Below are 24,038 nucleotides of genomic sequence, written 5' to 3' on the forward strand. Positions count from 1 at the left end.
GCATTACTAAATAGCCGCTACACATGGAGATCGCATAAGATAGGTTATGGAACTAAAAGCCGGACCCTAAAACCGCACCCACTACTGCGCCGCCTGCATCTCCGGCTGTGGCCACCGCTGCAGCGCTTCCCGTCCAGCGTCCGTTAAACCGTAGACGCCTCTGTCGAGTCGTTCGAACCAGCCATAGACATTGGACAGCAGGATCTTGCCGGCCTCCGGTACACCGGACCTGATGTCACGCACACGCAGCGGCCCTGATGCCAGCGCCGCCGCACAGCCGAGCGCCTGTTGGCGATATGCCGTCATGAGCGGCGTGCGCGTGCTGCCGCCGAGCGCCGGGTCGCCGCGGCGTTTCTGGTGCTCGCGCATCAGCCGCGACCGGCGCTTCGGATTGGTCCGTGGCATGGGCGATACAGAACCGACGATGATGCTGACGTCGCCAGCATCCGAGATACCGAGCATGCCGATGCCGAGCCTGCGGCAGAGATCGCGGTAGCGCTTGTCGGTTTCCCGGCCTTTGCCCTTGGCGGAAACCCGGGCCGCGATCCAGACTTCGTCAGAGACGGCCGCGCGATCGACTGCTTGCAGGATGAGCTCGAGATTGAAGCTGAGCTTCAGCTCGCAGACCACTACCACGGGCGGATCGTCGTCGCTCAGGCCAACCAGATCGCAGCCGCCGACTTCGCCTTTGACGACGTAGCCGGCCTTTTCGAGAAAGCCTTTGACGGGCAGATAAAGCGACGTTTCCATTGGCCTGCAGATCGAAGAAAAGAATCGTACCATAATCTACATCGATCCGGTGATGCAGGACACGGCATCGATCACAGCCGTGCGGATTACACTGCATGGCCGTGGACTGGGCGGCCAACGCATCCCTTCGCCGGTTGACGGAAAACTCTCAAGAGGCTAGCACGCTCGGAGCTTATTGGGGGTAATGCAATATGGATATTTTCACAGCGGCCGGCTTGACGGCCTTGCTGCAGGTCATTGCTATCGACCTTGTTCTCGCCGGCGACAACGCCGTCGTCATCGGCCTTGCGGCTGCCGGCCTGGAAGCCACGCAGCGCCGCAAGGCAATCCTTGTCGGCATTCTGGCGGCAACGGTGCTTCGCATCCTGTTCGCCTCCGTCGCAGTCTATCTTCTGGCGATCGTCGGCCTTCTGCTGGCCGGTGGCCTGCTGCTTCTCTGGGTCTGCTGGAAGATGTGGCGTGAGCTGCGTGCCGGCCATGGCGAAGAACATGCGGCCGAGGCTGGCGCAGCTGCACCGAGGAAGACATTCTTCCAGGCTGCGACACAGATCGTCATAGCCGACGTTTCCATGTCGCTGGACAATGTTCTTGCCGTTGCCGGCGCCGCCCGCGAACATCCAAGCGTACTGGTTCTCGGCCTCGGTCTCTCCATCGCGCTGATGGGTATCGCGGCAAACTTCATCGCCCGCCTGCTCAACAAACATCGCTGGATCGCCTATGTCGGCCTGCTGATCATTCTCTATGTCGCGCTCGACATGATTCATCGCGGATACCTCGAGGTTGCTCCCTTTATCGGCAGCTAAACCTCGACTTCGAAGCTCATCTGGTCGAACGCCGGCACCACATGATCCGGCGTTTGTGCCATGACTACATCATAGTCGAGCGGCGTGTGCATATGCGTCAGGATCGCCCGCTTCGGTCTTAGCCGCTCGATCCAGTCCAGTGACTGTTCCAGCGAGAGATGGCTGGGATGATAGGCGTACTGTAGGGCGTCGATGATCAGCATGTCGAGGTTCTGCAGCCTCTCCACCGTCTGCGGCGGGAAGTCGCTGATATCGCTGCAATAAGCCACATCGCCGATACGGAAGCCGAGCGAATGGATGTCGCCGTGCTGCTGCAGATGCGGCATGAAGGCAATCGTTCCGCCTGGCCCGTGGATTTCAATGGGCTTTTCCAGATCCTCGATCACGATCGGCAGCACGATCGGCGGATAATTGCTGCCCGGCGGCGTCTCCAGGCAGTAGCCGAAGGCATCGCGCAGCCGGCTCATGGTGAACTGGTCGGCGAAGATCGGCACCCGCCGGCGGGTATTGTGAAAATAACCACGCAGATCGTCGATGCCGTGGATATGGTCTGCATGCGGATGGGTGTAGAGGACAGCGTCGACATGGTCGACCCCTGCCCTGATCATCTGCTCGCGAAAATCCGGACCCGTATCGATGACGACGGTCGTTGCCGCGCCATCATCAGAAAACTGCTGCACCATAAAGGCGGCGCGTGTTCTTCTGTTCTTTGGATTGTCCGGATTGCAGGCGCCCCAGTCACCGGTGATGCGTGGCACGCCGGGTGACGACGAACAGCCGAGAATGGTGAACCGCTGCCGTCGTGCCACCCGCTAGATCCTCGGCATCTTCGAAAACAGCCTGAACGCATTGTCGGTGGTGATCCGCGCGACCTCCTCGTAAGGAAGGCCGATCGTATCGGCCAGCACCTCGGCCGTATTCACCACGTAAGACGGCTCGTTACGCTTGCCGCGCCAGCGCTTCGGCGCCAGATACGGCGCGTCGGTTTCGACGAGCAACCGGTCGTGTGGAATGGTCTTGGCGATGTCGCGTAGCTCTTCCGACTTCGGGAAAGTGAGAATACCCGAAAAGGAGATGTAGCCGCCAAGTTCGACGCCGGTCTTCGCCAGCTCCGGGCCGGCCGAGAAGCAATGCAGGATGAAGGGGAAGGCCCCCTTCCTTGTTTCCTCTGTCAGGATCGCCACCATGTCAGCGTCGGCGCTGCGGCTGTGGATGACGAGCGGCAGCTGCGTCTCACGCGCCGCGGCGATATGACGGCGAAAGCCTGTCTGCTGGTCCTCAGGCTTCTGCGTGTCGTAGAAATAGTCGAGACCCGCCTCGCCGATCGCAACGATCTTCTGATGGGCATTTGCCAGCCGCACCAGATCTTCCGTCTGGATGTCCAGTTCATCGCCCGCATTGTTCGGATGCGTGCCGACCGAGCAGAAGACGGAAGGATATGTCTCGGTGATGGCGAGCAGCCCGTCGAGCTTGCGCACGCGGGTGCAGATCGTCACCATCTGCGCCACGCCCGACGCATGGGCGCGCGCGACGATCTCGTCGCGCTCCGTCTCGAAATCGGCAAAGTCCAGATGGCAATGCGTATCGACCAGCACGGCCTTAAGCCTCCGGAGCCACGTAGCGCGGGAAGACCGGCTTCGGCGCTTCGAGCGGCGTTCCCGGCACCAGACGGCCGGCTTCGCCAAGCGCTGCGAAGTCACGCTTGTCGGCCGGCGCAGCCACGAGATCGAGGAGCTTGCCAGCCGATTCCGGCACGAAAGGCTGCAGCAGGATGGCGATCTGGCGAACGACTTCGGCGGTCACATAGAGCACCGTGCCCATGCGCGCCGGATCGGTCTTCTTCAGCGCCCAAGGCTCCTGGCCAGCGAAATAGCGGTCGGTTTCGGAGACGACCGCGATGATCGACGCGAGCGCGCGGTGGATGAGCTGCTTGCCCATGTCCTCACGGGTCGAGGCATGCAGCGCGTCGGCCTGCGCCAGCATCGCCTTGTCCTCATCGGTCAGCGGTCCGCATTCTGGGATTTTGCCGTCGCAATTCTTGACGATCATCGACAGCGAGCGGCTGGCAAGGTTGCCGATGCCGTTGGCGAGGTCGGAATTGATGCGCGTGCCGATCGCCTCTTCGCTGTAGCTGCCGTCCTGGCCGAAGGAGACTTCGCGCAGGAAGAAGTAACGCACCTGATCGAGACCGAAATGGTTCACCAGATTGACCGGATCGACGACGTTGCCGAGCGACTTCGACATCTTCTCGCCCTTGTTGAGCAGGAAGCCGTGAGCAAAGACACGCTTCGGCAGCGGCAGCTTTGCCGACATCAGGAAGGCCGGCCAGTAGACGGCGTGGAAGCGGATGATGTCCTTGCCGATGATATGCACATCGGCTGGCCAGTATTTCGCCCGCGGTCCGTTCTTGTCTTCGATATAGCCGGTCGCGGTGATGTAGTTGGTCAGCGCATCGACCCACACATACATGACATGATCAGGGTCATTCGGTACTTTGATGCCCCAGTCGAAGGTGGTGCGCGAGACCGACAGATCCTTGAGGCCCGACTTGACGAAGGAGATCACCTCGTTGCGGCGCTCGGCCGGGCCGATGAAATCGGGATTCTCTTCGTAATGCTTCAGCAGCCGGTCCTGGTATTCCGAGAGCTTGAAGAAGTAGCTTGCCTCTTCTACCCATTCGACCGGCGTGCCCTGCGGGCCGTAGCGCACGCCATCGGCGCGCAGCTCGGTTTCGTTTTCCTGGTAATAGGCTTCGTCGCGCACCGAATACCAGCCGGCATAGGAATCCTTGTAGATGTCGCCGTTTGCGGCCATCAGGTTCCAGATATTCCGCGAGGTCTCGTGGTGGCGTTCCTGCGTGGTACGGATGAAGTCGTCGTTCGAAGCATTGAGCAGCTTCGCCATCGCCTGGAATTCGCCGGAATTGCGGTCGGCAAGCGCCTGTGGCGTGATGCCTTCGGCGCGAGCGGTCTGCTGCATCTTCTGGCCGTGCTCGTCGGTCCCCGTCAGGAAGAAGACATCCTTGCCGTCGAGGCGCTGGTAGCGCGCCATGGCGTCGGTCGCGATCAACTCATAAGCATGGCCGATATGCGGCTTGCCGTTGGGATAGGAGATCGCTGTCGTGATGTAGAAGGGGGTCTTGTCTGTCATGGCGGCCAATTCCGGCTTACTCTATAAAAATCGTCAGCCGCTATTAGCGCATGTCTCGCACAAGCGAAACATCAAGTTTGGCGGCCGCCGACGATTTCCAGGCCGCGTATTGGTGACCTTGACTCGTGTTCTGGCGCAATCTACCCCTTCTGTCGCAAGAGGGCGGGACGGAAGCGAAGTGCCATTTTTCATCGATCGGAATAGTCACGGCCGCGCGCCCTCGGAGGCGCGTATTTGACGTTCGAGCCTCTCTATTCTCTGTCCGGTCTCATGGTGGGAGCGCTGGTTGGTATCACCGGCGTCGGCGGCGGTTCGCTGATGACGCCTCTGCTTGTGCTCCTTTTCGGTGTCCATCCGGCGACGGCCGTTGGAACCGATCTTCTCTACGCAGCAATCACCAAAACGGCCGGCACGGCTGTTCACGGCATGCATGGCCGCGTCAACTGGAAGATCGTCGGCAGTCTTGCGGCTGGCAGCGTCCCTGCGGCACTTTCGATGCTCTGGCTGATGGCCGGCGTCGACCGCAAAAGCATTGGCGTCACGAATACCATCACCACCGCGCTCGGCTGGCTTCTGGTCATGACCGCAATCATGCTGATTTTCCGCAGCCAGATCCTCGAATTTGCCCGCCGTGCCATCGGCGAGCGCATGCCGCCGAAACCGGCGACCATCGCAGTCTTCACCGTCGGTCTAGGCTTTGTGCTCGGCGTGCTCGTCACCTTGACGTCGGTTGGCGCCGGCGCCTTGGGCGTGACGATCCTGCTTATCCTCTACCCCCGCCTCGACGTCCGGGAGATCGTCGGCTCGGATATCGTCCATGCGGTGCCGCTCACCCTGATCGGCGGCATGGGATACTGGTTCATCGGCGAGATCGACTGGGCAATGCTGCTTGCCCTGCTTGTCGGCTCGATTCCCGGCATCATTGTCGGTAGCCTGATTGCGCCGAAACTGCACGAGCGCACCATCCGCATCGTACTGGCCGTCACGCTCGCCGTGGTTGCCTGGAAACTGCTGGCCGGCTGATCAGGCGCGCGGCTGCTTGATTTCGGAAAGCACTTCCATGATCGTCTGCTTGCGGTCGAGATTGTAGGCGTCGGAGACGGTCAGCTTCTCCGTGATTTCGGAATAGAGCCGCGCCAGACGTTCGGCTGCCGTAATCTGCCCCTCGCCCGCAGCAAGGCGCGCGCGGTTCATGACGTCATCGCCCACATGGCTGACGAAGAAATCGAAGATCGTATCGGCTTCCTTGCCGGAAAGCGCATCCGCAAGCCGGTGCATGGCCTTGCGTGCCGCCGGCCCTTCGGAGGACAGAACGTCATTATAGGCCTGGATGATCTCGCCGCCGCCGTAGTTCAGCAGTTTCAGCGCCTCGCCGACGCTGCCCTTTGCGGCAGAAAGCAGGGCCTGCCCCTCACTCTGGATCCCGAGATGGGCAAGTACTGAAACCAGCGCATCATCGACAAGGGGTGCAAGCTTCAGCGGCAGGCAGCGCGACCGGATCGTCGGCAGCAGCTTTCCCGGCGCATGCGACAGAACGAGGAACATCGCCCGCTTCGGCGGCTCCTCGAGGATCTTCAGGATAGCGTTTGCCGCATTCCGGTTCATGTCGTCGGCGGGATCGATGATGACGATGCGCCAGTTGCCTGTGCCCGAGGTCTGCGAGAAGAACTTGCCGGCCCGGCGTACCTCATCGACAGTAATCGCCGATTTCACCTTCCCGGTCTTCTCATCCACGGGTCTGGCAAGATGCAGGAGATTGTGCGAGGCGCCTGAGGCGATCTGCCGGCTGACAGCAGAGCCTGGATCTGGATCGGCGATCCGCTCCGGCGCGCTTGCGGGATTGGGATGCGACAGAACGTGATTGGCGAAGCGGAAAGCCAATGTCGCCTTGCCGATTCCCTCAGGCCCTTCGATCAGGATTGCATGATGGCCTTTGCCGGAGCGGTAGAACTGCGCCAGGAAATCCTCAGCGCCTTCATGGCCGAAGAGCTTCGTGTTCTCGGCCGGCCAGATGGCGCCGTCGAGCAGTCCGGGCCTGTCCTCACTCATGATGCGCCGCTTCCGGCATCCGCGCTTCGGCTGATGGTTTCAGCAACTGCTTGACGATGGTGAGGATCTCCGCGGCAATCGCTTCTTCCGGCTGCGTGGCGTTGACGACATGGCAGCGCTCCGGCTCGCGCGCGGCGATATCGAGATAGGCTTCGCGGCGTTTCTCGTGCGTTTCGAGCGTTTCCTTCTCGAAACGGTCAGGGCCGTCGGCGTTTCGCTTGATAACACGCTCCAGTCCCACCTTGGCCGGAATATCGAGGATCAGCGTACAATCCGGCATCACGCCGTTGATGGCGATGCGCTGCAGCGTCTCGATGAATTCCGGCTCCAGGTTGCCGGTGACGCCTTGGTAGACGCGCGAGGAATCCATGAAGCGGTCGCAGAGCACGATCTTGCTCTTGGTAAGCGCCGGCCGGATGACCTCTTCCACGTGATCGTTGCGGGCAGCGGCAAAGAGGATAGCCTCCATGCGGGTGCCGAAGGCTTCCGCAGCGCCCGAAAGCAGCACATGGCGCACAGCTTCGGCGCCCGGCGAGCCCCCGGGCTCCCGGGTCAACAGCACGTCGTGGCCTTCGGCTCTAAGGGCCTCGGCAAGACGGCGGATCTGCGTGGACTTCCCAGCCCCCTCTCCGCCTTCAAACGTAACGAACAATCCTGTACCGGACGACAATGATACTTTCCCGCATTCTGAGCGCCGCGCTCTTCCTCTATCTATCCGAAGATAGTGCGGAACGAAACCTTTTGCCGCGGCGACATATTCACCTTCCCCGGCAAATTACGGCAAAATCCGCGGGCAAAAAGGGTCTCAGCTCTGCTCGGACTTGTCCCAGAGCCATGAGAAGAACAGCGATTCGCCAAGCTCCAGCAGCGCGTCGACCGCCCGGCTGGTGAGCGAACCAACCTCTACGGATTGCACTGTATAGAGCGGCACTTCGCGCAACATCCTGTTGCCGGAAACGATGCGCAGCGTGCCGACTTCCGTGTCGGCCTTTACGGGCGCCATCAGCGGCCAGCGATAGACGATACGGGCGGCGAGCCGGTCTGGATTGTTGATCGGAACATAGACGCTGACCGGTGCCTTGGCGATGAGATCAACGGTGCGCGCCGTGCCGCCATAAACGCTTGCAGCACCGATGACTTCCTTGTCGGCAAAGACCTGACGGCTCTCGAAGGCTGTCAGCCCCCATTCCAGCACGCGCTTGGCTTCTTCCGTCCGTTCCTTGTCCGAGGCGATGCCGGCAAGCGCCACGAAGAGCCGCCGTCCGTCGCGCTGCACCGAGGCGACGATCGAATAGCCCTCGCCTTCGGTAAAGCCCGTCGCCAGCCCGTCGGCGCCAAGATCCATGCCAAGCAGCGGATTGCGGTTGCGCTGGAAGATCTTGTTCCACTCGAAATCCGGCTGGGCAAAATAGGGATAGAGATTGGGATAAGAAGCCTGCAGGTCGACGGCGAGCGCCACCAGTTCCTTTGCTGTCACCTTGCTCTTGCTGTCGGGAATCCCGGTGGAATTGCCGAAGATGGCCTTTTCCATGCCGAGGTCGCGAGCGCGCCGGGTCATCGATGCCGCAAACTGGTCCTCGCTGCCCGCCATGCCTTCGGCAAGGATGATGCAGCCGTCATTGGCGCCCTGGATCGCCACACCCTTGATCAGATCCTCGACGCGGACCTTCGATTTCAGCGCCGCAAACATCGTGGCTGCACGCGAAGGCGCGCCGCCGGTACGCCAGGCATATTCGGAGACGGGATATTCGGTATCGAGCGAAATCTGACCCTTGCTGACGGCATCGAAAACGAGATCTATCGTCATCAGCTTCGCAAGCGCGGCTGGTGCAAAGACCTGGTTCTCGTTCTTGGCGAGAAGCACTGTTCCGGTCGAAGCTTCGATCATATAGGCCTGCGCGGCCTTGGTGACGAAACCGGCCTCGGTTCCCTCTGCCGCAACGGCAGCAGAAGCAGGCAAAAGCAGGCATGCAAGAAGGCGAAGCAACGGCTTCAACATCGCAATTCCCATTGATCGTGCGGGTTGATTCAGGAGGGTAAAGCGAGCCGGAAGCCGATGCAATTACACTTTATCGTGGGGCTTTATCGCGCCTTTGTGCTGCCGCCACTCTGACGCTTGAAGGAGGCGAGGATGGACTCCTGCGTCAGGCCATCATTGCGTACCATCACGGCATCGAAAGCGAGCGGAACGTTGACCGTCCTCGCCTCCTCCTGATAGCCCATGGCAAGCGACGTGCCCTTCGACCAGCCGTTCGGACGCTCATAGGGGATAGGGCCGATTTCCGGCAGAACCACCATCTGCGGCATCGCCTGAGCGCCATTGGAGAAGGCCGGCGGGGTTAGGAAATGACCGCCCGCAGGCGCCTGCATCGGCACGGGGGCCAGTTGCGGAGCCGGAGCAGCATTATACCTAGCACTCTGCGCAGAGCCCGGATACTTGGCGCTCGGCGTAGAGCCCGCGTAGGCTGCCGAGGAGAATGGCACCGGTACGTTGGCAGGCGAAGGACTGGAATAGTCGCCAAGGCTCTGCAACTGGTCGCCGGTGATCTTCTTGCTGTTGGAGGCAACCATCACGCCGGTCGCGATCTGGCCCCCGCCCGGATAGACGCCCGGGATACGGCTGCCCTTCGGAATATAGGATGCCATAAGATACGGCATGTCGTGGCCGTCGAGCGGCGCTTTGCCGACATATTGGACGCGAACATTGCCCGTGCCGCTGTGCTGCAGGTCGAGCATGGACGCCGTCTTGTTGGAAAGGTCGATGATGCGGCCTTCATGATATGGGCCGCGGTCGTTGACGCGCACGATCACCGACGAACCGTTTTCTGTATTGGTTACGCGCGCATAGCTCGGCAGCGGAAAGGTCGGATGCGCGGCGGAAAGATGCATCTGGTCGTAGACTTCGCCATTCGCCGTCAACCGGCCATGGAAAGCCGAGCCGTACCAGGAAGCGATACCCACCTTGTTATAGGAGTAATCCTCCCTGGGGTAGTACATCTTGCCCTTCACCACATAGGGATCGCCCACGATGTAGCGGCCGCCGCCCTTGGGAATATTGTTGCCGTTGGCAACGCGCGGGCTGGCTTTGACGCCATATTCGCTCTCGGAGAAATATTCCTTGCCGTGGGATTTCTTCTTGGGAACCGCCTGTGTCGTGCCGCAGGCCGCCACTGTTGCGCACATGGCCGATATCGCCAGCCACCGTGCCGTCGTTGCGAAATACGCCGCCCCGTAATTCAGTTTCATATGCCCCACGCCACTCAAGACCGTTTTATGGTTAAGGAACTCACTCGTGAATGAGTTGGAGTTGCCTTATTCCCTGCCTGCCTAACGAGACTTTAATCTTGTGGATATCGTGGCTAATTTGCGAACAATTTCGGGGCGATAGCGAGAATTCTAATGATTATGGTTAATATTTGGTTGATTTTAATCTGTGCGGGAATGAAATCGCGGATGTATTTCCGCATGTTGGACCGTTTCGGATCGTGACAGCAGCTTTCGGTGGACACGACCGCCCTGCCCCACAGCAGGACACATTGAAGCAGTTTATCTGCTCAATTGCCGCCCGATATGTCAGAGCACGTTGACGCTGAAATCCGAACCGCTATAAAGCCTGCCAAACCACGATTTGGCCGTCGCTGGAAGGAGGCTTCGTCAAAAACGAAGGCCTGACAACAAAGACGAGCCGGATCAATTGGATGGAAGAGTGTCCGAGTGGTTTAAGGAACCGGTCTTGAAAACCGGCGTGCGGGAAACCGTACCGTGGGTTCGAATCCCACCTCTTCCGCCATAAATATTTGAAATTATTAATTATTTATCCTTCTGAGGTCGAATTTTCGCGTCGCTCGCTTCAACGAAGATCACCCAGGCTAAACGCATCGAATCGTATTTCATCATCCTCTTGATTTGAGATAGGTTCGCTCGAACGATACCGAAAAGCTGAATTGCGTGTCTGGGCTCCCCAAAACGGCGAGTTCAATAGCGCAGGAGGGTGAGAGGGGGATTGCATGGCGGAGGTGCTGGACCTCGACTGCGTCGTCGTGGGCGGAGGGGTCGTGGGCCTCGCCGTAGCGCGCGAACTTGCAATGTCCGGCCGCGACGTGGTGCTTCTCGAGGCGGAGCCGATAACCGGCAGCATCACATCGGCCCGCAACAGTGAAGTCATCCATGCCGGGCTCTACTATGCCACCGGCAGCTTGAAGGCTGAACTCTGCGTTGCCGGAAAACACAGGCTTTATGACTATTGCCGGGAGCGAAATATCCCTCATAGGGCCTGTGGCAAACTCGTCGTCGCTGCGAGTGAGGAGGAGGTTGGATATCTTGAAAAGCTATCCAGGCAGGCTGCCGCCAATGGCGTGGAGGACTGTTATCTGATCGACGCTGCGGAACTCGCCCGCAGGCAACCACAGATCAGAGGCTTTGCGGCGCTTGTTTCTCCCTCGACCGGCATCATCGACAGTCACGGCCTCATGCAGGCATACACTGCGGATATCGAGGCCAATGGCGGAGCCGTTATCTGCAATTCTCCGGTCATTGAAGGTGAATTCACTGCGGACAAGGTTCGCCTCGCAGTCGGCGGCGGGGATCCGGTAGAGATCGAAACACGTCTCGTGGTCAACGCCGCTGGCCTGAGCGCCTGGGCCTTATCAGAAAGCCTGTCCGGCCTGGACGCCAGCACCATCCCGCCGTGTTACTACGCCAAGGGATGTTATTTCGCCCTGACCGGCCGCGCACCCGCAACGCAACTGATCTACCCCGTCCCCGAACCGGGCGGTCTCGGGGTGCATCTGACACTCGACCTTGCTGGCCAGGCGCGCTTCGGTCCTGATGTCGAGTGGATCGAGACGATTGACTACGACGTCGATCCAAGTCGTGCGGACAAGTTCTATTCAGCCATCCGCCGCTACTGGCCCGATCTGGTGGATGGCGCGCTACAGCCTGCCTACTCGGGCGTCCGTCCGAAGATCGCTGGCCCGGCTGCGGGCGGTGGTGGCGACTTCGTGATCCAAGGGCCGGAGCAAACCGGTCACCCCGCCTATGTCGCGCTCTACGGAATAGAGAGCCCCGGCCTGACCGCTTCGCTCGCCATCGGGCAGAGGGTCGCGCGACTTACCGAATAGATAGCTTTCTGTCGTCTGCTGGCATTACGGCGAGCTGACGCTTCGTCACAGCACGCAGCGCGCTTCTTTCGAACGAGTTCGCTATGAAGGGAGAGCCGTGGAGGTGATATCAACCAAAGCGTCTCCTTTGCCAATGCAAATTGAGAAAACTCCGATTCCAGATGATTTAATATTAGGTGCAATGCATGTTGAATCGTGGCAATTTTACTTAAACTTCATGCTTAACTACTTATTAATAAGCGGCTTGCGCAGTTAAGGCGATGAATTATGCTTGCTCCCAACAACGGGAGGATTTGATGTTCACGAAGAGTTTGCTGATGCCGGCCGGTTTTGCCGCACTGGCCTTTTCAGGACTAATGTTTCAGATCGCGGCTCATGCGTTTTCCGCGCCGGTTACATTGCTTCATCCCTGACAGCGCTAAACCGCTGCCATACCGGAACTTTTTTCGATTGCGCGCGTTCTATCCCACGTTTTAACCAGGAGGGAGATTGTCATGGAAAACGCAGGTGTAGGTTGGATTGCAGCTATCATTATCGGCGGTTTCGCCGGATGGCTGGCGGAGAAGGTCATGCACAGCAATATGGGCGTGTTCATGAACATATTGCTTGGCATCATCGGCGCGATCGTCGCCAACTGGATTCTCGGTATCCTTCAGATCCAGCCACTCAGCGGCTGGCTCGGATACCTGATCACGGGCTTTGTTGGCGCATGCATCCTGATTGCGATCGGACGCCTCATCCGCCGCTGACCTGACACGGAAAAGATTGCCAGAAAAGATTAAAGGCCGGACGTCATGCGTCCGGCTTTTTTCGTCTATCGACGGCTGAGGAGACCGAAGAGATAGGCGACGCCTGCCGTAATGGCGATTGCGGTCAGCGGCTCTTCACGCACCTTGTCGCGGACACGTTCGGTCATGACGGAGGCTTCGTCGGTCACTGCGGTCTTTGCCCCCTGCCCCAGCGCGATCACACTCTCCGAAAGGCGGGCCAGATCCTCGCGCAACGCAGCAACCTGCGCGGACAGATCTTCGGCGGCTACTTCGGCCTTGACGCGCGCAGCGGTGGATTCGGCGGAAGCGGTTTTCAATTCGGCCATGGTCTGCTCCTGTTTGATGGAATGCCGCTTCAACGAAATGAAGACTGTAAAGGTTCCGCAATCAAGCATCTTTTGTCGCTCGCGGCGGGTTGGCGAGAGTGTGTGCAAGTCCCGCAAGCTTTTCATGCGACAAGCCTTCATTTCCTCGCAGCTTTGTTTTATGGAACGACGAATGTCTGCCCTTCTGGGCCAATGATAATGCGAGGTTTGCGTTTCCATGTTCCATCTTCTGAGAAGAGCTGCTCAGACCTGGGTTGCCAAGCTGCTCCTGCTCCTGCTCGTCGGCTCCTTCGGCATCTGGGGCGTATCGCGAGAGCTGATAAGCGGCGGCAACAGCACGACGGTGGTCACCGTCGGCGACCAGCATGTGGACGTCAATGAATTCCGTCTCGCCTATCAGCGCCAGGTCGCCCAACTCGGCCAGCAATACGGCGTGCGCCTGACACCGGAGCAGGCCCGCGCTTTCGGCGTTGAACAGCAGGTGCTTGCCCAGCTTCTGGCTGGTGCCTCGCTAGACCAGCTTGCCGATGACATGGGCCTTGGCCTTTCCGAAGACCGCCTTGCCCAGTTGATCGGCGACGATCCGGCTTTCAAGGCAGTCAACGGCCAGTTCGACCGCTCGCTCTTCACCTCTCGTCTGCGCAATGCCGGCATCCGGGAAGACGACTATATCAAGGATCGCAGCAAGCAGGCTGTCCGCAGCCAGATCATCGAAGCCGTCGCCAACGGCTTCCAGGCGCCTGCAACGCTCGTCAACGCGCTGAAACTCTATGGCAATGAGAGCCGCAGCGTCGATTACCTGCTGCTCACCAACGCCAATATCGAGCCGATCAAGGCGCCCGCCGACGATGTGCTCTCCAAGTGGTTCGAAGACGCCAAGCAGCGCTACCGCGCGCCGGAATACCGCAAGATCGCCTATCTGAAGCTTCAGGCTGATGATATCGCTGATCCCACGACCGTCACCGACGACCAGATCAAGGAAGCCTTCGACAAGGCCAAGGCGGCTTACACGACGCCGGAAAGCCGCACGCTGGAGCAGCTGACCTTCGCCAGCAAGGATCTCGCCAATGCAGCGGAAACCGCGCTGAAGAGCGGCACGAGCTTCGACCAGCTCGTCATCGATCAGGGCAAGACCGCAAGTGACGTGCTGCTCGGCGAATTCACCAAGGACAAGGTTCCGGATCAGGCCGTTGCCGAGGCTGCCTTCGCGGTGAAGGCGGATGGCGGTACCACGGCTGTCGTCGACGGTACCTTCGGTCCGGTGATCCTGCGCGTGACCAATATCAAGCCGGAGACCACCAAGAGCTTCGACGAGGTTAAGGAAGAGCTTCGCAAGCAGCTTTCCGTCGCCAATGCATCGCAGGAAGTCATCAATGTTCACGACCGCATCGAGGATATGCGCGCCGGCGGCACATCCCTCGAAGAGATTGCCAACCAGCTGAAATTGAAGGCCGTTGTTATCGACGCCGTCGACATGACCGGTGCAGACAAGGACGGCAACCCGGTCAAGGATATTCCGGCACAGCAGCAGCTTCTGCCGGAAGCTTTCAAGACCGATGTCGGCGCTGATACGGTTGCAATTTCCCTCGGCAATGACGGCTATGTCTGGTTCGACGTGCGCGACGTCATGCCTGATCGCGATCGTCCGCTCGCAGAAGTGCGTGACAAGGCTGTTCAGGACTGGACAGCCGAGCAGCAGAAGGCCGAGCTTGCCAAGAAGGCCGACGAGCTGAAGGCTCAGGCGCAGAAGGGCACCTCGCTTGCCGATATCGCCACCCCGCTCGGCATCGCCGTCGAAAGCAAGAGCGGCGTTACCCGCTCGACCGACGATCCCGTTCTCGGCCGCGCCGCCGTCAACGCCGCTTTCTCCGGTCCTGTAGATACCGTCGCAACGGCCGTCGGCGCCGATCCGAGCACGCAGATCCTGCTGAAGGTGACCGACGTCAACGAAGAGCCGACGACCGATGCCTTGAACAACCGCGACCAGCAGATCGCCACCATCGCAAATCAGGCCGGTGACGACATTCTCGATCAGATGGTCAACCTGTTGCAGAGCCAGTATGGTGCAGAGGTCAACCGGACCCTCGCCGAACAGGCAACCGTCCGCTAGGGAGAAGCGACGCATGACCGATCTGAAGCCGCTTCTGGCCAAGGCAGCAAGCCGCGAGCCCCTGACCCGTGACGAGGCCCGCCAGGCCTTCGATATCCTGATGTCCGGCCAGGCAACGCCTTCGCAGATCGGCGGCTTCCTGATGGCGCTGCGCGTCCGCGGCGAGACGGTTGACGAGATCGTCGGCGCCGTCACCACGATGCGCTCCAAGATGTTGCGGGTGGAAGCGCCCGCCGATGCGATCGATATCGTCGGCACGGGCGGCGATGCCAGTGGCACCTATAACATCTCGACGCTGGCGGCGCTGATCGTCGCCGGCGCCGGTGTTCCGGTTGCCAAGCATGGCAACCGGGCGCTGAGCTCCAAATCCGGTGCGGCAGACAGTCTTGCCGCCCTTGGCGTCAATCTCGAAGTCACCCCCGAAATGATCTCGCGCTGCATCGCCGAGGCCGGTGTCGGCTTCATGTTCGCGCAGCAGCATCATTCGGCCATGCGTCATGTCGGCCCCACGCGCGTCGAACTCGGCACGCGTACCATCTTCAATCTGCTCGGCCCCCTCTCCAATCCGGCTGGTGTCAAGCGCCAGCTTCTCGGTGTCTTCGCGCCGCAATGGGTCGTGCCGCTTGCCGAAGTCATGCGCGATCTTGGCTCCGAAAATGTGTGGGTTGTCCACGGCGACGGCCTCGATGAGATCACCACGACCGGCAAGACCAGCGTTGCTGCGCTCGAGAACGGCCAGATCCGCACTTTCGAGCTGTCACCGGCCGATTTTGGCGTAACGCCCTGCGTGCTCGCCGATATCAAGGGCGGCGACGGCACCGTCAACGCGGCGGCACTCCGCGACGTGCTCGGTGGCGCAAAGAATGCCTATCGCGATATAGCGCTCGCCAATGCCGCCGCCTCCCTCGTCATTGCAGGCAAGGCCGGGACGATCCGTGACGGCATGAAGCTCGCAACGGAATCGCTGGATAGCGGCGCCACGGCCGCAGCGCTCGACAAACTGATCGCCGTATCCAACGATATCGACTAGGATTGCCTCATGACCGATATCCTGAAGAAGATCGAAGCCTATAAGCGTGAGGAAATCGCTGCCGCGAAGGCGAAGACCTCGCTTGCAGATCTGAGGGCCATGCAGGCCGGCCAGTCCGCGCCGCGCGGTTTCTACAAGGCGCTCGTCGCCAAGCGCGATGCCGGCCGGTTCGGCCTGATCGCCGAAATCAAGAAGGCAAGCCCGTCCAAGGGCCTGATCCGTCCGGATTTCGATCCGCCGGCACTCGCCAAGGCCTATGAAGCCGGTGGCGCCGCCTGCCTTTCCGTATTGACGGATACGCCGAGCTTTCAGGGCGCCCCGGAATTCCTGACGGCAGCGCGTGCCGCCTGCGCCCTGCCCGCGCTGCGCAAGGATTTCATGTTCGAGACCTATCAGGTCCATGAAGCCCGCGCTTGGGGTGCCGATTGCATTTTGCTCATCATGGCCTCGCTGAGCGATGACGACGCAGAGCGTCTGCAGGATGAGGCCTTCTCGCTTGGCATGGACGTACTTGTCGAGGTTCACGACGCGCCTGAAATGGAGCGCGCCCTGAAGCTTTCATCCCCGCTCGTCGGCATCAACAACCGCAACCTGCGCACTTTCGAGGTCAGCCTGACAGTCAGCGAGACGTTGGCGGCCATGGTTCCGGCAGACCGGCTTCTGGTCGGCGAAAGCGGCATATTCACCAACGAAGACTGCAAGCGCCTGCAGGCTGTTGACATCAACACCTTCCTCGTCGGCGAAAGCCTGATGCGCAAGGACGACGTGACGGCCGCCACCCGCGCGCTGCTCTTTGGCGAAGCCGCCATCGCGGCCGAATGATATGAGCGGCGTCAAGCCCGGCCTCACCCATATCGACGCTGCCGGCGAGGCGCATATGGTCGATGTCTCCGACAAGGCAGAGACCTTGCGCATTGCTATCGCAGAAGGCCACGTGAAGATGGCGCCCGAAACACTTGATCTCATCAGGCAAGGCAATGCCAAGAAGGGCGACGTCATCGGCACCGCCCGTCTTGCCGGCATCATGGCCGCCAAGCGGACAGCCGACCTCATACCGCTCTGCCATCCGCTGATGCTGACCAAGGTCACGGTCGAGATCGAGGAAGACGCCGCCCTGCCCGGCCTTCGCGTCACCGCGACTGCCAAGCTCACCGGCAAGACCGGCGTGGAGATGGAAGCCTTGACCGCCGTCTCGGTCGCGTGTCTGACGATCTACGACATGGCTAAGGCCGCAGACAAGGCAATGGAAATCGGTGGCGTCAGGCTGCTGGAAAAATCCGGCGGCAAATCCGGCGATTTCCGCCATCCGGAGGCGAGATGAACCTTCTGCCAGTCGCTGAAGCCCTGAGCCGCCTGCTCTCCAGCGCAAATCCCGTCGCGGCATCCGAAACGCTGCCGCTGTCCGCGGCCGAAGGTCGCGTCCTTGCCGCTGATCTGACGGCTGGCCTGACCCAACCGCCCTTCAATTCCTCCGCCATGGATGGCTATGCGCTGCGCCGCGAGGATGCGCCGGAGCCCGGCGCGGTGCTGAAGGTCATCGGCACATCCTCGGCCGGACATGGCTTCGAGGGAAGTGTCGGTCAGGGGGAGGCCGTTCGCATCTTCACCGGCGCGCCTGTTCCTTCGGGCGCCGACAGTGTCCTGTTGCAGGAGGATGCGGAAAAGATCGAAGGCGGGATCAGAACGAATTTTCCCGTACGGCAGAACCAGCATGTTCGCCCCCGCGGTCAGGATTTCGTCGAGGGTGAAGCCGTGCTCTCCGCCGGTACGGTGCTCGATTTCTCACGGCTGACGGTTGCCGCCGGCATGAACCGGCCGGATGTCGAGGTGCTGCGCCGCCCGCTGATGGCGATCCTCGCGACCGGCGACGAACTGCTGCCGCCGGGAAGCACGCCCGGCCCGTCGCAGATCATCGCATCCAACACCTTTGGCATCGCTGCCCTTGCTCGCAGGGCCGGCGCTGATGTGCTCGATCTCGGCATCGTGCCTGACGATAAGGCTGCGATTACCGCGGCAATCGACAAGGCGCGTAATGCCAAGGTTGACGTGATCGTCACGCTCGGTGGCGCTTCCGTCGGCGACCACGATCTGGTGCAGGCCACGTTGATCGAGGCCGGCATGCAACTCGATTTCTGGCGCATCGCCATGCGCCCCGGCAAGCCGCTGATGGTCGGCAGCTTCGGCGAGACGCAGGTGCTCGGCCTGCCCGGCAATCCGGTCTCGAGCCTCGTCTGCTCGCTGCTTTTCCTTGAGCCGCTGATCCGCAAGCGCGCCTCGCTGCCGCCTGTCCAGCGCGATGCAACGGTCGAGGCAGCCGTCAATTTGCGCGCCAATGACCACCGCCAGGATTATGTGCGCGCGAAGCTCTCGAAATCCGCTGCTGGCGGCTGGCTGGTCGAACCCTTCGACAAACAGGATTCATCGATGATGAAGGCTTTCGCCCGTTCGGACTGCCTGATCATCCGCCCGCCGCATGCGCCGGAATTGCCGGCAGGAACCAGCTGCCCGGTCATGCTTCTGCGGCCAGATCTCCTCGCCTGATATTTCCTGAAGTCACCGCAATCCAGAAGCAGAGCTGCGCCAGCACGCTTGCGCCTAGAATGACGGTAGCAGCTGCAAGGCCGGGATCGCCGCCGATGCCGGAAAGTGCGCTGCAGACGGCTCCAACAGCCATTTGCGTTGAGCCATAAAGGCCGGAGGCCGAACCGGTGACCTTTGGATTGACGCTGACGGCGAGCGTCAGCGCGTTGGGAGAGGCCACACCCGCGCCGATCGTATAGACCATGATCGAGGCCATCATCGGCAGCAGCGTCAGATGATGGGTGGCGGCAAAGCCGAAGAAGACGAGCGCGGCGGCGATACTGACGAGGTTGGACATCACCATCAGCCGCTTCATCGCAAACCGGCCGATCAGCCGTGTGGCGATCATGCTGCCGATCCAGTAACCAAAGATCAGCAGCGCCAGGCAGATGCCGACTTCGGTTGCCGGTCGGCCGAGCTCGTTGATGACAATGAAGGGCGCGGACGCGGTGAAGGCATACATGGAGGTCGTCGCACAGCCGCCGCCGATCGCGTAACCGACGAAGGAGCGCGAAGCGAGCAGGCCGAGATAATCGCGGCTCAGCGATTTCACCGAGGTTTCGACATTGCGCGTGCCCGTCTCCGGCACCTTGCGCCATGTCAGCAGCAGATTGACGATACCGAGTATACAGAGCGCCACGAAGATCGAGCGCCAGCCAAGCGTGGCGGCAAGCGCGCCGCCGACGATCGGTGCAAGCCCCGGCCCGACCGTGACCATCAGGTTCATGATCGCAAGCCGCTTGGCCGTTTCATCGGGACTGGACGTGTCGCGCACGATGGCGCGTGCAATCACGAGACCGGCGCAGCCGCCGAAAGCCTGAAAGAGCCTTGCTGCGATCAGCGCATGCACGCCGGGTGAAACCAGCGCCGCAAGGCCGGCAATCGTATAGAGCACAAGCCCGCTCATTAGTACCGGCCGCCGCCCGTAACGGTCCGAAAGCGGCCCATAGATAAGCTGGCCGACGGCAAGACCGAATATGTAGAGGCTGACGGTCAGTTGCATCTCGCCGATCGATGCACCGAGATCGGTTGCCGCCGCCGGCAAAGCGGGCACGAAAATATGCATGGCAAGCGTGCCGCTGAAGGTGATCAACCCGAGCAGCCAGATCGGTATGTGAAGCTTCACACCAAGCGGTCGGGCTTCGGTTATCGGGCCGGGATACGAATTCACTGTTCAGGCTCCTCAAGCTGCCGGGCAAGCACGTCGCTGATGTGATCGAGCACGCGCCATGTGGTTTCGATGTCCTCGCGCGGGAGAAGAGCAAGCGCCTCCTCGCGGATACTTTGTGCCACGCGCTCTACCTCCTCCACGGTCTTCCTGCCCTCCTCCGTCAGTAGAATCTCCTTGGCTCGCCTGTCCTCGCCTTCCCGCCGCTCGACCAGTCCCGCCTTCTCCAGATTGTCGATCAGGCGCACGACCGAGGAATTGTCGAGCGACAGCGAGGCCGCCAGTTCCTTCTGGTGCATGGGCGTCGGCGATCGGGCGATGCGCAGCAGCGGCAGCCATGTCGCTTCCGTCAGTCCGAAGGGCTGCAGGCGCAGGTTCGCGACCCGGCGCCAGTAGCGCGCGGTCTGGGAGACGAGGCTCCCGAATGAGGTTGTGATCTTGTCGTCAGTCATAGGAATATCGATGGGATGGCAATAGATGACATGTCATCTATTTTAATGCAAGGCCAAAGTGTCGCCACGTAGCCTGATGAGAGCATTCGCCTCGTTTCACCTTAATCGGAAGACCGCGCTGGTGGCGGTCGAGCTGCCCTTAGCTCCGCCAAAATCCGGCACAGCATAGTCCGCAACCTGCTGCAGGGAGTTCGTCGGCAGAGGTGCCCTGCCCGGATCGCCGATAAGCACATCGAGACCGGCCGTACGGCAGCGTTCAAGGAAAGGCAGAACACGCTCCGCCAACGCCTCGTCATAGAAGATATCGCCGGCCAGGAGTACGTCGGCGGCAGGCGGGGTATCCTCGATGATGTCGCCGAGCCGCGTCTCGATCACGACATCATTGGCATCAGCATTCAGCTGCGCCGCAGCGATCGCCTTCGCATCGATATCGATTGCGAGCACATGGGCTGCACCGCATTTCATCGCCGCGATGGCGACGAGGCCGGAGCCGGTGCCGAGATCGACGACACGTTTGCCGGCCACCTCTTCGGAATGGTCGAAAAGATAGCGCGCAAGCACTGCGCCGCCCGCCCAGGGATAGGCCCAGTAAGGCGGCATCAGATCGGAATCGTCAGCCATTACAAGACGATAGAGGCCGCTCCTCGGCGTCGCCATATGCAATCTTATGTTAGGGATCGAAGGAACACTCGCAAGCGGCAGGTTCGCTTCGATGAAGGCCGTCAGGTCGAGACGATCATCTGCTGAAGCCGGTCTCATCTGGTATCGATTGCCCTCGCTGTGACAGGCTATCAGGCCCCGCTGGATGGCATAATACCTCGCTGGACCTTTGTATAGTTATGGAAGCCCACGTCTCGGGTTAACTTTTGTTCAGCGATCCCGAAGGGCATCGCCCCAGATTTCCTACAAGCCGGAGGACACGTTATGCAACTGATCACCAGACGCTCATTCTCGGCCGCGCTCGTTGCAGGGGCCGCACTCAGCATGTTTCCGGCCGCCGGCCGGGCCGCCGATATAGTCAAGGCGAAGAATGTCGTTCTCGTCCATGGCGCCTATGCCGATGCATCCTGCTGGCTGGACGTCATCCCTCATCTCCAGGCTGCCGGCCTGAATGTGATGGCCGTGCAGAACCCCCTCACCTCATTTGCCGATGACATCGAGGCAACCAAGCGCATCCTGGCGCTGATGGACGGCCCGACCGTACTCGTCGGCCATTCCTATTCGGGCATGCTCGTCACCGAGGCCGGCGTTGATCCGAAGGTAACGGCGCTTGTCTATATCGCTGCCCGCGCCCCTGATGCCGGCGAGGATTATACCGCGCTCGCCAAGCAGTATCCGACGCCGCCTGCCAGTGCAGGCCTGGTTCACAGCGGCGGTTATGCGCAATTGAGTGAGGAAGCTTTCGTCAGGGATTTCGCCGGCGATCTGCCGGTTGCCCGCGCCAAGGCACTTTATTCCGTGCAGGGCCGCATTTCCGATACGCTGTTCAACGCCAAGACGACGGTCGCTGCCTGGCGCTCCAAGCCGTCCTGGTACGCGGTCTCGAAAAATGACCGCACCATCAATCCGGATCTCGAACGCTTCATGGCAAAGCGCATGAACGCAACGACGATCGAACTCGACGCCAGCCACGTTTCGCTGATCTCACAGCCGCTTGCCGTCGCCAATCTCATCCTCGCAGCAGCCGGTCACAGCGACAAGAGCTGAAGCCGCTGCAGCCTGTCGGCCGCATCACCTTACTGGTGCGGCCGGCGAACGCCTTAGCGATCTTTCTTCTTGGTGAATTTGCCCTTGCCACCATCGAACTTCGGGCCCTCGAATTTTGCACCTTCGGACCTGTTCTTGCCGCCCTCGAATTTGGCGCCTTCGAATTTCGGCTTCGGGCCTTTCTTCGTCCATGGCTTGTCGTCCTGACGCCCGATGCCGGCAGGCCTGTCCTTGCCGAACTTGCCCTTCGGCTTGTCGCTGCGGAAACGATCCTCGCCGCGGTCTTCGAACGGCTTTTTGGCGTAGGCGGGCTTGCTGAAATCCGGCGTACCGTTCAGCCTGACCACGCGGATGCCGCGCTCCATCGTCTTGTTCGGGCCGAGGGCGCCGAGAAAGCTCTCAGCGCTGTCGGCGGCGATTTCCACGAAGGTCTCGTCCGGCTGCATCTTGATCGCGCCGATCTCCCGCTTGGTCACGTTGCCGGCGCGGCAGAGCATTGGGATCAGCCAGCGCGGCTCGGCATTCTGCTTGCGGCCGACGGAAACCGAGAACCAGACGCTGGGCCCGAAATCGTCGCGCGGTCCCTTCTGCGCCGGTGCGAATTCACGTGCCTCGCCATTGTCGCGGCGCTTGCGGGCGCGATCATCCTGCACCGAAACTTCGATCAGATCTTCTGGCGCGGACTGGTTAGCGCGGTAGAGGCGCACGAAAGCGGCGGCAAGCGTCTCGGCGCCGTGGCTCGCGATCAGCTTCTGCACCAGCCCCTGCTCTTCCTCCTGCGGCTTATCGGCGAAGATCGGGTCGGCCAGCAGCCGCTCGTCATCACGCTCCGTCACTTCTTCCACGGAGGGCGGCCGCGCCCAGGTGGCAGCGATGCCGGCATTGTCGAGCAGGCGTTCGGCCTTGCGGCGAACGTTGAGCGGCACGATGAGAGCGCTGACACCCTTACGACCCGCACGGCCCGTGCGGCCGCTGCGGTGAAGCAGCGTTTCCGGATTGGTCGGCAGATCGGCATGTACGACGAGGTCGAGGCCCGGCAGGTCGATGCCGCGCGCTGCAACGTCGGTTGCGATGCAGACACGCGCCCGCCCGTCACGCATTGCTTGCAGCGCGTGGCTGCGCTCGTTCTGCGTCAATTCGCCCGAGAGAGCTACGACGTGGAAATTGCGGTTGTGGAACCGTGCCGTGAGGTGATTGACGGCAGCACGCGTCGAACAGAAGACGATCGCATTGCGCGCTTCATAATAACGCAGAACATTGATGATCGCGTTTTCGCGATCGCTCGGCGAGACGGCGAGCGCACGATACTCGATATCGATATGCTGCTTTTCTTCCGCCTGCGTGCTGATGCGCACGGCATCGCGCTGATAGCTCTTCGCCAGCTTGGCGATGGCTGCGGGAACGGTGGCGGAAAACATCAGCGTACGCCGCTCGTCTGGCGCTGCGTCAAGGATGAATTCCAGATCTTCGCGGAAGCCGAGATCGAGCATCTCGTCCGCCTCGTCCAGCACTGCGGCCTTCAGCTCGCTCATATCCAGCGCATTGCGGCGGATGTGGTCGCAGAGGCGTCCCGGCGTGCCGACGACGATATGGGCGCCACGCTCCAGCGCGCGGCGCTCGCTGCGGATATCCATGCCGCCGACGCAACTGACAATCACGGCGCCGGTCATTTCATAAAGCCATTCCAGCTCGCGCTTCACCTGCAGCGCCAGTTCGCGCGTCGGCGCGATGACGAGGGCAACGGGAGCAGCGGCTGGGCCGAACCGTTCGGCGCTTCCCAGAAGCGTTGGCGCAAGCGCCAGCCCGAATGCGACGGTCTTGCCCGAGCCAGTCTGCGCGGAGACGAGTGCGTCCGATGCTGCGAGCGCCGGATCGAGCATCGCCTTCTGGACAGGGGTGAGCTCGGTATAGCCGCGCTTCTGCAACGCCTTGGCGATCGCCGGAGAGACGCCGTTATAGTCAGTCATGTGTTCGATCTTTCGGAGCTGTCAGACGCATAACGCGTCGTAGCCGGAATCGTCCG

General features: G+C 61.0%; 23 protein-coding genes and 1 tRNA gene. 11 read left to right on the plus strand and 13 right to left on the minus strand.

Annotated features, from left to right (window positions below; genetic code table 11):
* Positions 1-81: 81 nt before the first annotated feature.
* Positions 82-750 (minus strand): DUF2161 domain-containing phosphodiesterase, encoded by a 669-nt coding sequence (locus PMI11_RS10625; RefSeq protein WP_007816498.1) that lies wholly within the window; start codon positions 748-750, stop codon positions 82-84.
* Between the two features lie 191 nt (positions 751-941).
* On the opposite strand from PMI11_RS10625, the gene PMI11_RS10630 reads away from it, so the two are divergent.
* Positions 942-1,553 (plus strand): TerC family protein, encoded by a 612-nt coding sequence (locus tag PMI11_RS10630; protein WP_007816503.1) that lies wholly within the window; start codon positions 942-944, stop codon positions 1,551-1,553.
* Here the strand turns inward: PMI11_RS10630 and PMI11_RS10635 are convergent.
* Genes PMI11_RS10635 through metG form a run of 3 tightly spaced genes read right to left on the minus strand, consistent with a single transcriptional unit; the run spans position 1,550 to position 4,703 of the window.
* On the minus strand, positions 1,550-2,362 hold the full coding sequence (locus PMI11_RS10635) for an MBL fold metallo-hydrolase (protein ID WP_007816505.1): 813 nt from the start codon (positions 2,360-2,362) through the stop codon (positions 1,550-1,552). The genes PMI11_RS10630 and PMI11_RS10635 overlap by 4 nt on opposite strands.
* A gap of 3 nt (positions 2,363-2,365) precedes the next feature.
* Complete coding sequence (locus tag PMI11_RS10640) at positions 2,366-3,148, minus strand: TatD family hydrolase (protein WP_007816506.1); 783 nt, start codon at positions 3,146-3,148, stop codon at positions 2,366-2,368.
* A 4-nt stretch (positions 3,149-3,152) separates the two neighbouring features.
* Positions 3,153-4,703 (minus strand): methionine--tRNA ligase, encoded by a 1,551-nt coding sequence (gene metG, locus PMI11_RS10645; RefSeq protein WP_007816508.1) that lies wholly within the window; start codon positions 4,701-4,703, stop codon positions 3,153-3,155.
* 234 nt (positions 4,704-4,937) lie between these two features.
* Here metG and PMI11_RS10650 point away from each other — a divergent pair, with 234 nt between their 5' ends.
* Positions 4,938-5,726 (plus strand): sulfite exporter TauE/SafE family protein, encoded by a 789-nt coding sequence (locus tag PMI11_RS10650; protein ID WP_007816510.1) that lies wholly within the window; start codon positions 4,938-4,940, stop codon positions 5,724-5,726.
* Here PMI11_RS10650 and PMI11_RS10655 read toward each other — a convergent pair whose 3' ends face one another.
* The 4 genes from PMI11_RS10655 to PMI11_RS10670 form a co-directional block, all read right to left on the minus strand.
* Positions 5,727-6,752, minus strand: a complete 1,026-nt coding sequence (locus PMI11_RS10655; protein WP_007816512.1) for a DNA polymerase III subunit delta' — start codon at positions 6,750-6,752, stop codon at positions 5,727-5,729. It abuts the gene before it with no gap.
* A complete protein-coding gene (gene tmk / locus PMI11_RS10660) occupies positions 6,745-7,422 on the minus strand; it encodes a dTMP kinase (protein WP_007816514.1) in 678 nt (225 codons plus the stop codon). Before tmk ends, PMI11_RS10655 begins: the two co-directional genes overlap by 8 nt.
* Positions 7,423-7,557: 135 nt before the next feature.
* Positions 7,558-8,751: a D-alanyl-D-alanine carboxypeptidase family protein gene (locus tag PMI11_RS10665; RefSeq protein WP_007816517.1), complete on the minus strand. Its 1,194-nt coding sequence runs from the start codon at positions 8,749-8,751 to the stop codon at positions 7,558-7,560.
* Between the two features lie 83 nt (positions 8,752-8,834).
* On the minus strand, positions 8,835-9,998 hold the full coding sequence (locus tag PMI11_RS10670; RefSeq protein WP_007816519.1) for a septal ring lytic transglycosylase RlpA family protein: 1,164 nt from the start codon (positions 9,996-9,998) through the stop codon (positions 8,835-8,837).
* A 454-nt stretch (positions 9,999-10,452) separates the two neighbouring features.
* Between PMI11_RS10670 and PMI11_RS10675 the strand changes: the two genes are divergently transcribed.
* From PMI11_RS10675 to PMI11_RS10685, 3 genes are all read left to right on the plus strand, one after another.
* Positions 10,453-10,542, plus strand: a tRNA-Ser gene (locus PMI11_RS10675).
* Between the two features lie 217 nt (positions 10,543-10,759).
* Positions 10,760-11,872 (plus strand): NAD(P)/FAD-dependent oxidoreductase, encoded by a 1,113-nt coding sequence (locus tag PMI11_RS10680; protein WP_007816521.1) that lies wholly within the window; start codon positions 10,760-10,762, stop codon positions 11,870-11,872.
* A 494-nt stretch (positions 11,873-12,366) separates the two neighbouring features.
* Entirely contained in the window at positions 12,367-12,621 is a 255-nt protein-coding gene (locus tag PMI11_RS10685; RefSeq protein WP_007816524.1) for a GlsB/YeaQ/YmgE family stress response membrane protein, read from the plus strand.
* A gap of 65 nt (positions 12,622-12,686) precedes the next feature.
* On the opposite strand, the gene PMI11_RS10690 is transcribed toward PMI11_RS10685, so the two are convergent.
* Positions 12,687-12,968 carry a hypothetical protein gene (locus PMI11_RS10690; RefSeq protein WP_007816526.1) on the minus strand — a complete coding sequence of 94 codons (282 nt, stop codon included), beginning with the start codon at positions 12,966-12,968 and terminating at the stop codon, positions 12,687-12,689.
* Positions 12,969-13,185: 217 nt separating this feature from the next.
* Here PMI11_RS10690 and PMI11_RS10695 point away from each other — a divergent pair, with 217 nt between their 5' ends.
* From PMI11_RS10695 to glp, 5 genes are read left to right on the plus strand one after another with little or no spacing between them, the layout of a single operon-like run.
* Complete coding sequence (locus PMI11_RS10695) at positions 13,186-15,078, plus strand: SurA N-terminal domain-containing protein (RefSeq protein ID WP_007816528.1); 1,893 nt, start codon at positions 13,186-13,188, stop codon at positions 15,076-15,078.
* Positions 15,079-15,091: 13 nt separating this feature from the next.
* Complete coding sequence (gene trpD / locus PMI11_RS10700; RefSeq protein WP_007816531.1) at positions 15,092-16,108, plus strand: anthranilate phosphoribosyltransferase; 1,017 nt, start codon at positions 15,092-15,094, stop codon at positions 16,106-16,108.
* A 9-nt stretch (positions 16,109-16,117) separates the two neighbouring features.
* Positions 16,118-16,930 carry an indole-3-glycerol phosphate synthase TrpC gene (trpC, locus tag PMI11_RS10705; RefSeq protein ID WP_007816533.1) on the plus strand — a complete coding sequence of 271 codons (813 nt, stop codon included), beginning with the start codon at positions 16,118-16,120 and terminating at the stop codon, positions 16,928-16,930.
* A 1-nt stretch (position 16,931) separates the two neighbouring features.
* Positions 16,932-17,429 carry a cyclic pyranopterin monophosphate synthase MoaC gene (gene moaC / locus PMI11_RS10710; RefSeq protein ID WP_007816547.1) on the plus strand — a complete coding sequence of 166 codons (498 nt, stop codon included), beginning with the start codon at positions 16,932-16,934 and terminating at the stop codon, positions 17,427-17,429.
* Positions 17,426-18,649 (plus strand): molybdopterin molybdotransferase MoeA, encoded by a 1,224-nt coding sequence (gene glp, locus PMI11_RS10715; protein WP_007816548.1) that lies wholly within the window; start codon positions 17,426-17,428, stop codon positions 18,647-18,649. Before moaC ends, glp begins: the two co-directional genes overlap by 4 nt.
* Here the strand turns inward: glp and PMI11_RS10720 are convergent.
* The 3 genes from PMI11_RS10720 to PMI11_RS10730 all read right to left on the minus strand — a co-directional run bounded on the left by PMI11_RS10720 (position 18,618) and on the right by PMI11_RS10730 (position 21,067).
* Positions 18,618-19,859 carry a multidrug effflux MFS transporter gene (locus PMI11_RS10720; protein WP_007816550.1) on the minus strand — a complete coding sequence of 414 codons (1,242 nt, stop codon included), beginning with the start codon at positions 19,857-19,859 and terminating at the stop codon, positions 18,618-18,620. The two genes, glp and PMI11_RS10720, sit on opposite strands and share 32 nt — an antisense overlap.
* Positions 19,856-20,308, minus strand: coding sequence for a MarR family winged helix-turn-helix transcriptional regulator (locus PMI11_RS10725; protein ID WP_007816552.1), 453 nt, complete (start codon positions 20,306-20,308; stop codon positions 19,856-19,858). Before PMI11_RS10725 ends, PMI11_RS10720 begins: the two co-directional genes overlap by 4 nt.
* 96 nt (positions 20,309-20,404) lie before the next feature.
* A complete protein-coding gene (locus PMI11_RS10730; RefSeq protein WP_007816553.1) occupies positions 20,405-21,067 on the minus strand; it encodes a class I SAM-dependent methyltransferase in 663 nt (220 codons plus the stop codon).
* Between the two features lie 165 nt (positions 21,068-21,232).
* On the opposite strand from PMI11_RS10730, the gene PMI11_RS10735 reads away from it, so the two are divergent.
* Positions 21,233-22,015, plus strand: coding sequence for an alpha/beta fold hydrolase (locus PMI11_RS10735; RefSeq protein ID WP_007816555.1), 783 nt, complete (start codon positions 21,233-21,235; stop codon positions 22,013-22,015).
* 53 nt (positions 22,016-22,068) lie between these two features.
* On the opposite strand, the gene PMI11_RS10740 is transcribed toward PMI11_RS10735, so the two are convergent.
* On the minus strand, positions 22,069-23,982 hold the full coding sequence (locus PMI11_RS10740) for a DEAD/DEAH box helicase (protein ID WP_007816557.1): 1,914 nt from the start codon (positions 23,980-23,982) through the stop codon (positions 22,069-22,071).
* Positions 23,983-24,038 lie beyond the last annotated feature (56 nt).

It is taken from the genome of Rhizobium sp. CF142 (genome assembly GCF_000281145.1).
Taxonomy (GTDB): Bacteria; Pseudomonadota; Alphaproteobacteria; order Rhizobiales; family Rhizobiaceae; genus Rhizobium.

Coding starts and splice junctions, on each gene's coding strand:
- PMI11_RS10625 (WP_007816498.1), bottom strand. CDS start 750: ATGGAAACGTCGCTTTATCTGCCCGTCAAAGGCTTTCTCGAAAAGGCC.
- PMI11_RS10630 (WP_007816503.1), top strand. CDS start 942: ATGGATATTTTCACAGCGGCCGGCTTGACGGCCTTGCTGCAGGTCATT.
- metG (WP_007816508.1), bottom strand. CDS start 4,703: ATGACAGACAAGACCCCCTTCTACATCACGACAGCGATCTCCTATCCC.
- PMI11_RS10655 (WP_007816512.1), bottom strand. CDS start 6,752: ATGAGTGAGGACAGGCCCGGACTGCTCGACGGCGCCATCTGGCCGGCC.
- PMI11_RS10665 (WP_007816517.1), bottom strand. CDS start 8,751: ATGTTGAAGCCGTTGCTTCGCCTTCTTGCATGCCTGCTTTTGCCTGCT.
- PMI11_RS10670 (WP_007816519.1), bottom strand. CDS start 9,998: ATGAAACTGAATTACGGGGCGGCGTATTTCGCAACGACGGCACGGTGG.
- PMI11_RS10680 (WP_007816521.1), top strand. CDS start 10,760: ATGGCGGAGGTGCTGGACCTCGACTGCGTCGTCGTGGGCGGAGGGGTC.
- PMI11_RS10685 (WP_007816524.1), top strand. CDS start 12,367: ATGGAAAACGCAGGTGTAGGTTGGATTGCAGCTATCATTATCGGCGGT.
- PMI11_RS10690 (WP_007816526.1), bottom strand. CDS start 12,968: ATGGCCGAATTGAAAACCGCTTCCGCCGAATCCACCGCTGCGCGCGTC.
- PMI11_RS10695 (WP_007816528.1), top strand. CDS start 13,186: ATGTTCCATCTTCTGAGAAGAGCTGCTCAGACCTGGGTTGCCAAGCTG.
- trpD (WP_007816531.1), top strand. CDS start 15,092: ATGACCGATCTGAAGCCGCTTCTGGCCAAGGCAGCAAGCCGCGAGCCC.
- trpC (WP_007816533.1), top strand. CDS start 16,118: ATGACCGATATCCTGAAGAAGATCGAAGCCTATAAGCGTGAGGAAATC.
- moaC (WP_007816547.1), top strand. CDS start 16,932: ATGAGCGGCGTCAAGCCCGGCCTCACCCATATCGACGCTGCCGGCGAG.
- glp (WP_007816548.1), top strand. CDS start 17,426: ATGAACCTTCTGCCAGTCGCTGAAGCCCTGAGCCGCCTGCTCTCCAGC.
- PMI11_RS10725 (WP_007816552.1), bottom strand. CDS start 20,308: ATGACTGACGACAAGATCACAACCTCATTCGGGAGCCTCGTCTCCCAG.
- PMI11_RS10730 (WP_007816553.1), bottom strand. CDS start 21,067: ATGAGACCGGCTTCAGCAGATGATCGTCTCGACCTGACGGCCTTCATC.
- PMI11_RS10735 (WP_007816555.1), top strand. CDS start 21,233: ATGCAACTGATCACCAGACGCTCATTCTCGGCCGCGCTCGTTGCAGGG.
- PMI11_RS10740 (WP_007816557.1), bottom strand. CDS start 23,982: ATGACTGACTATAACGGCGTCTCTCCGGCGATCGCCAAGGCGTTGCAG.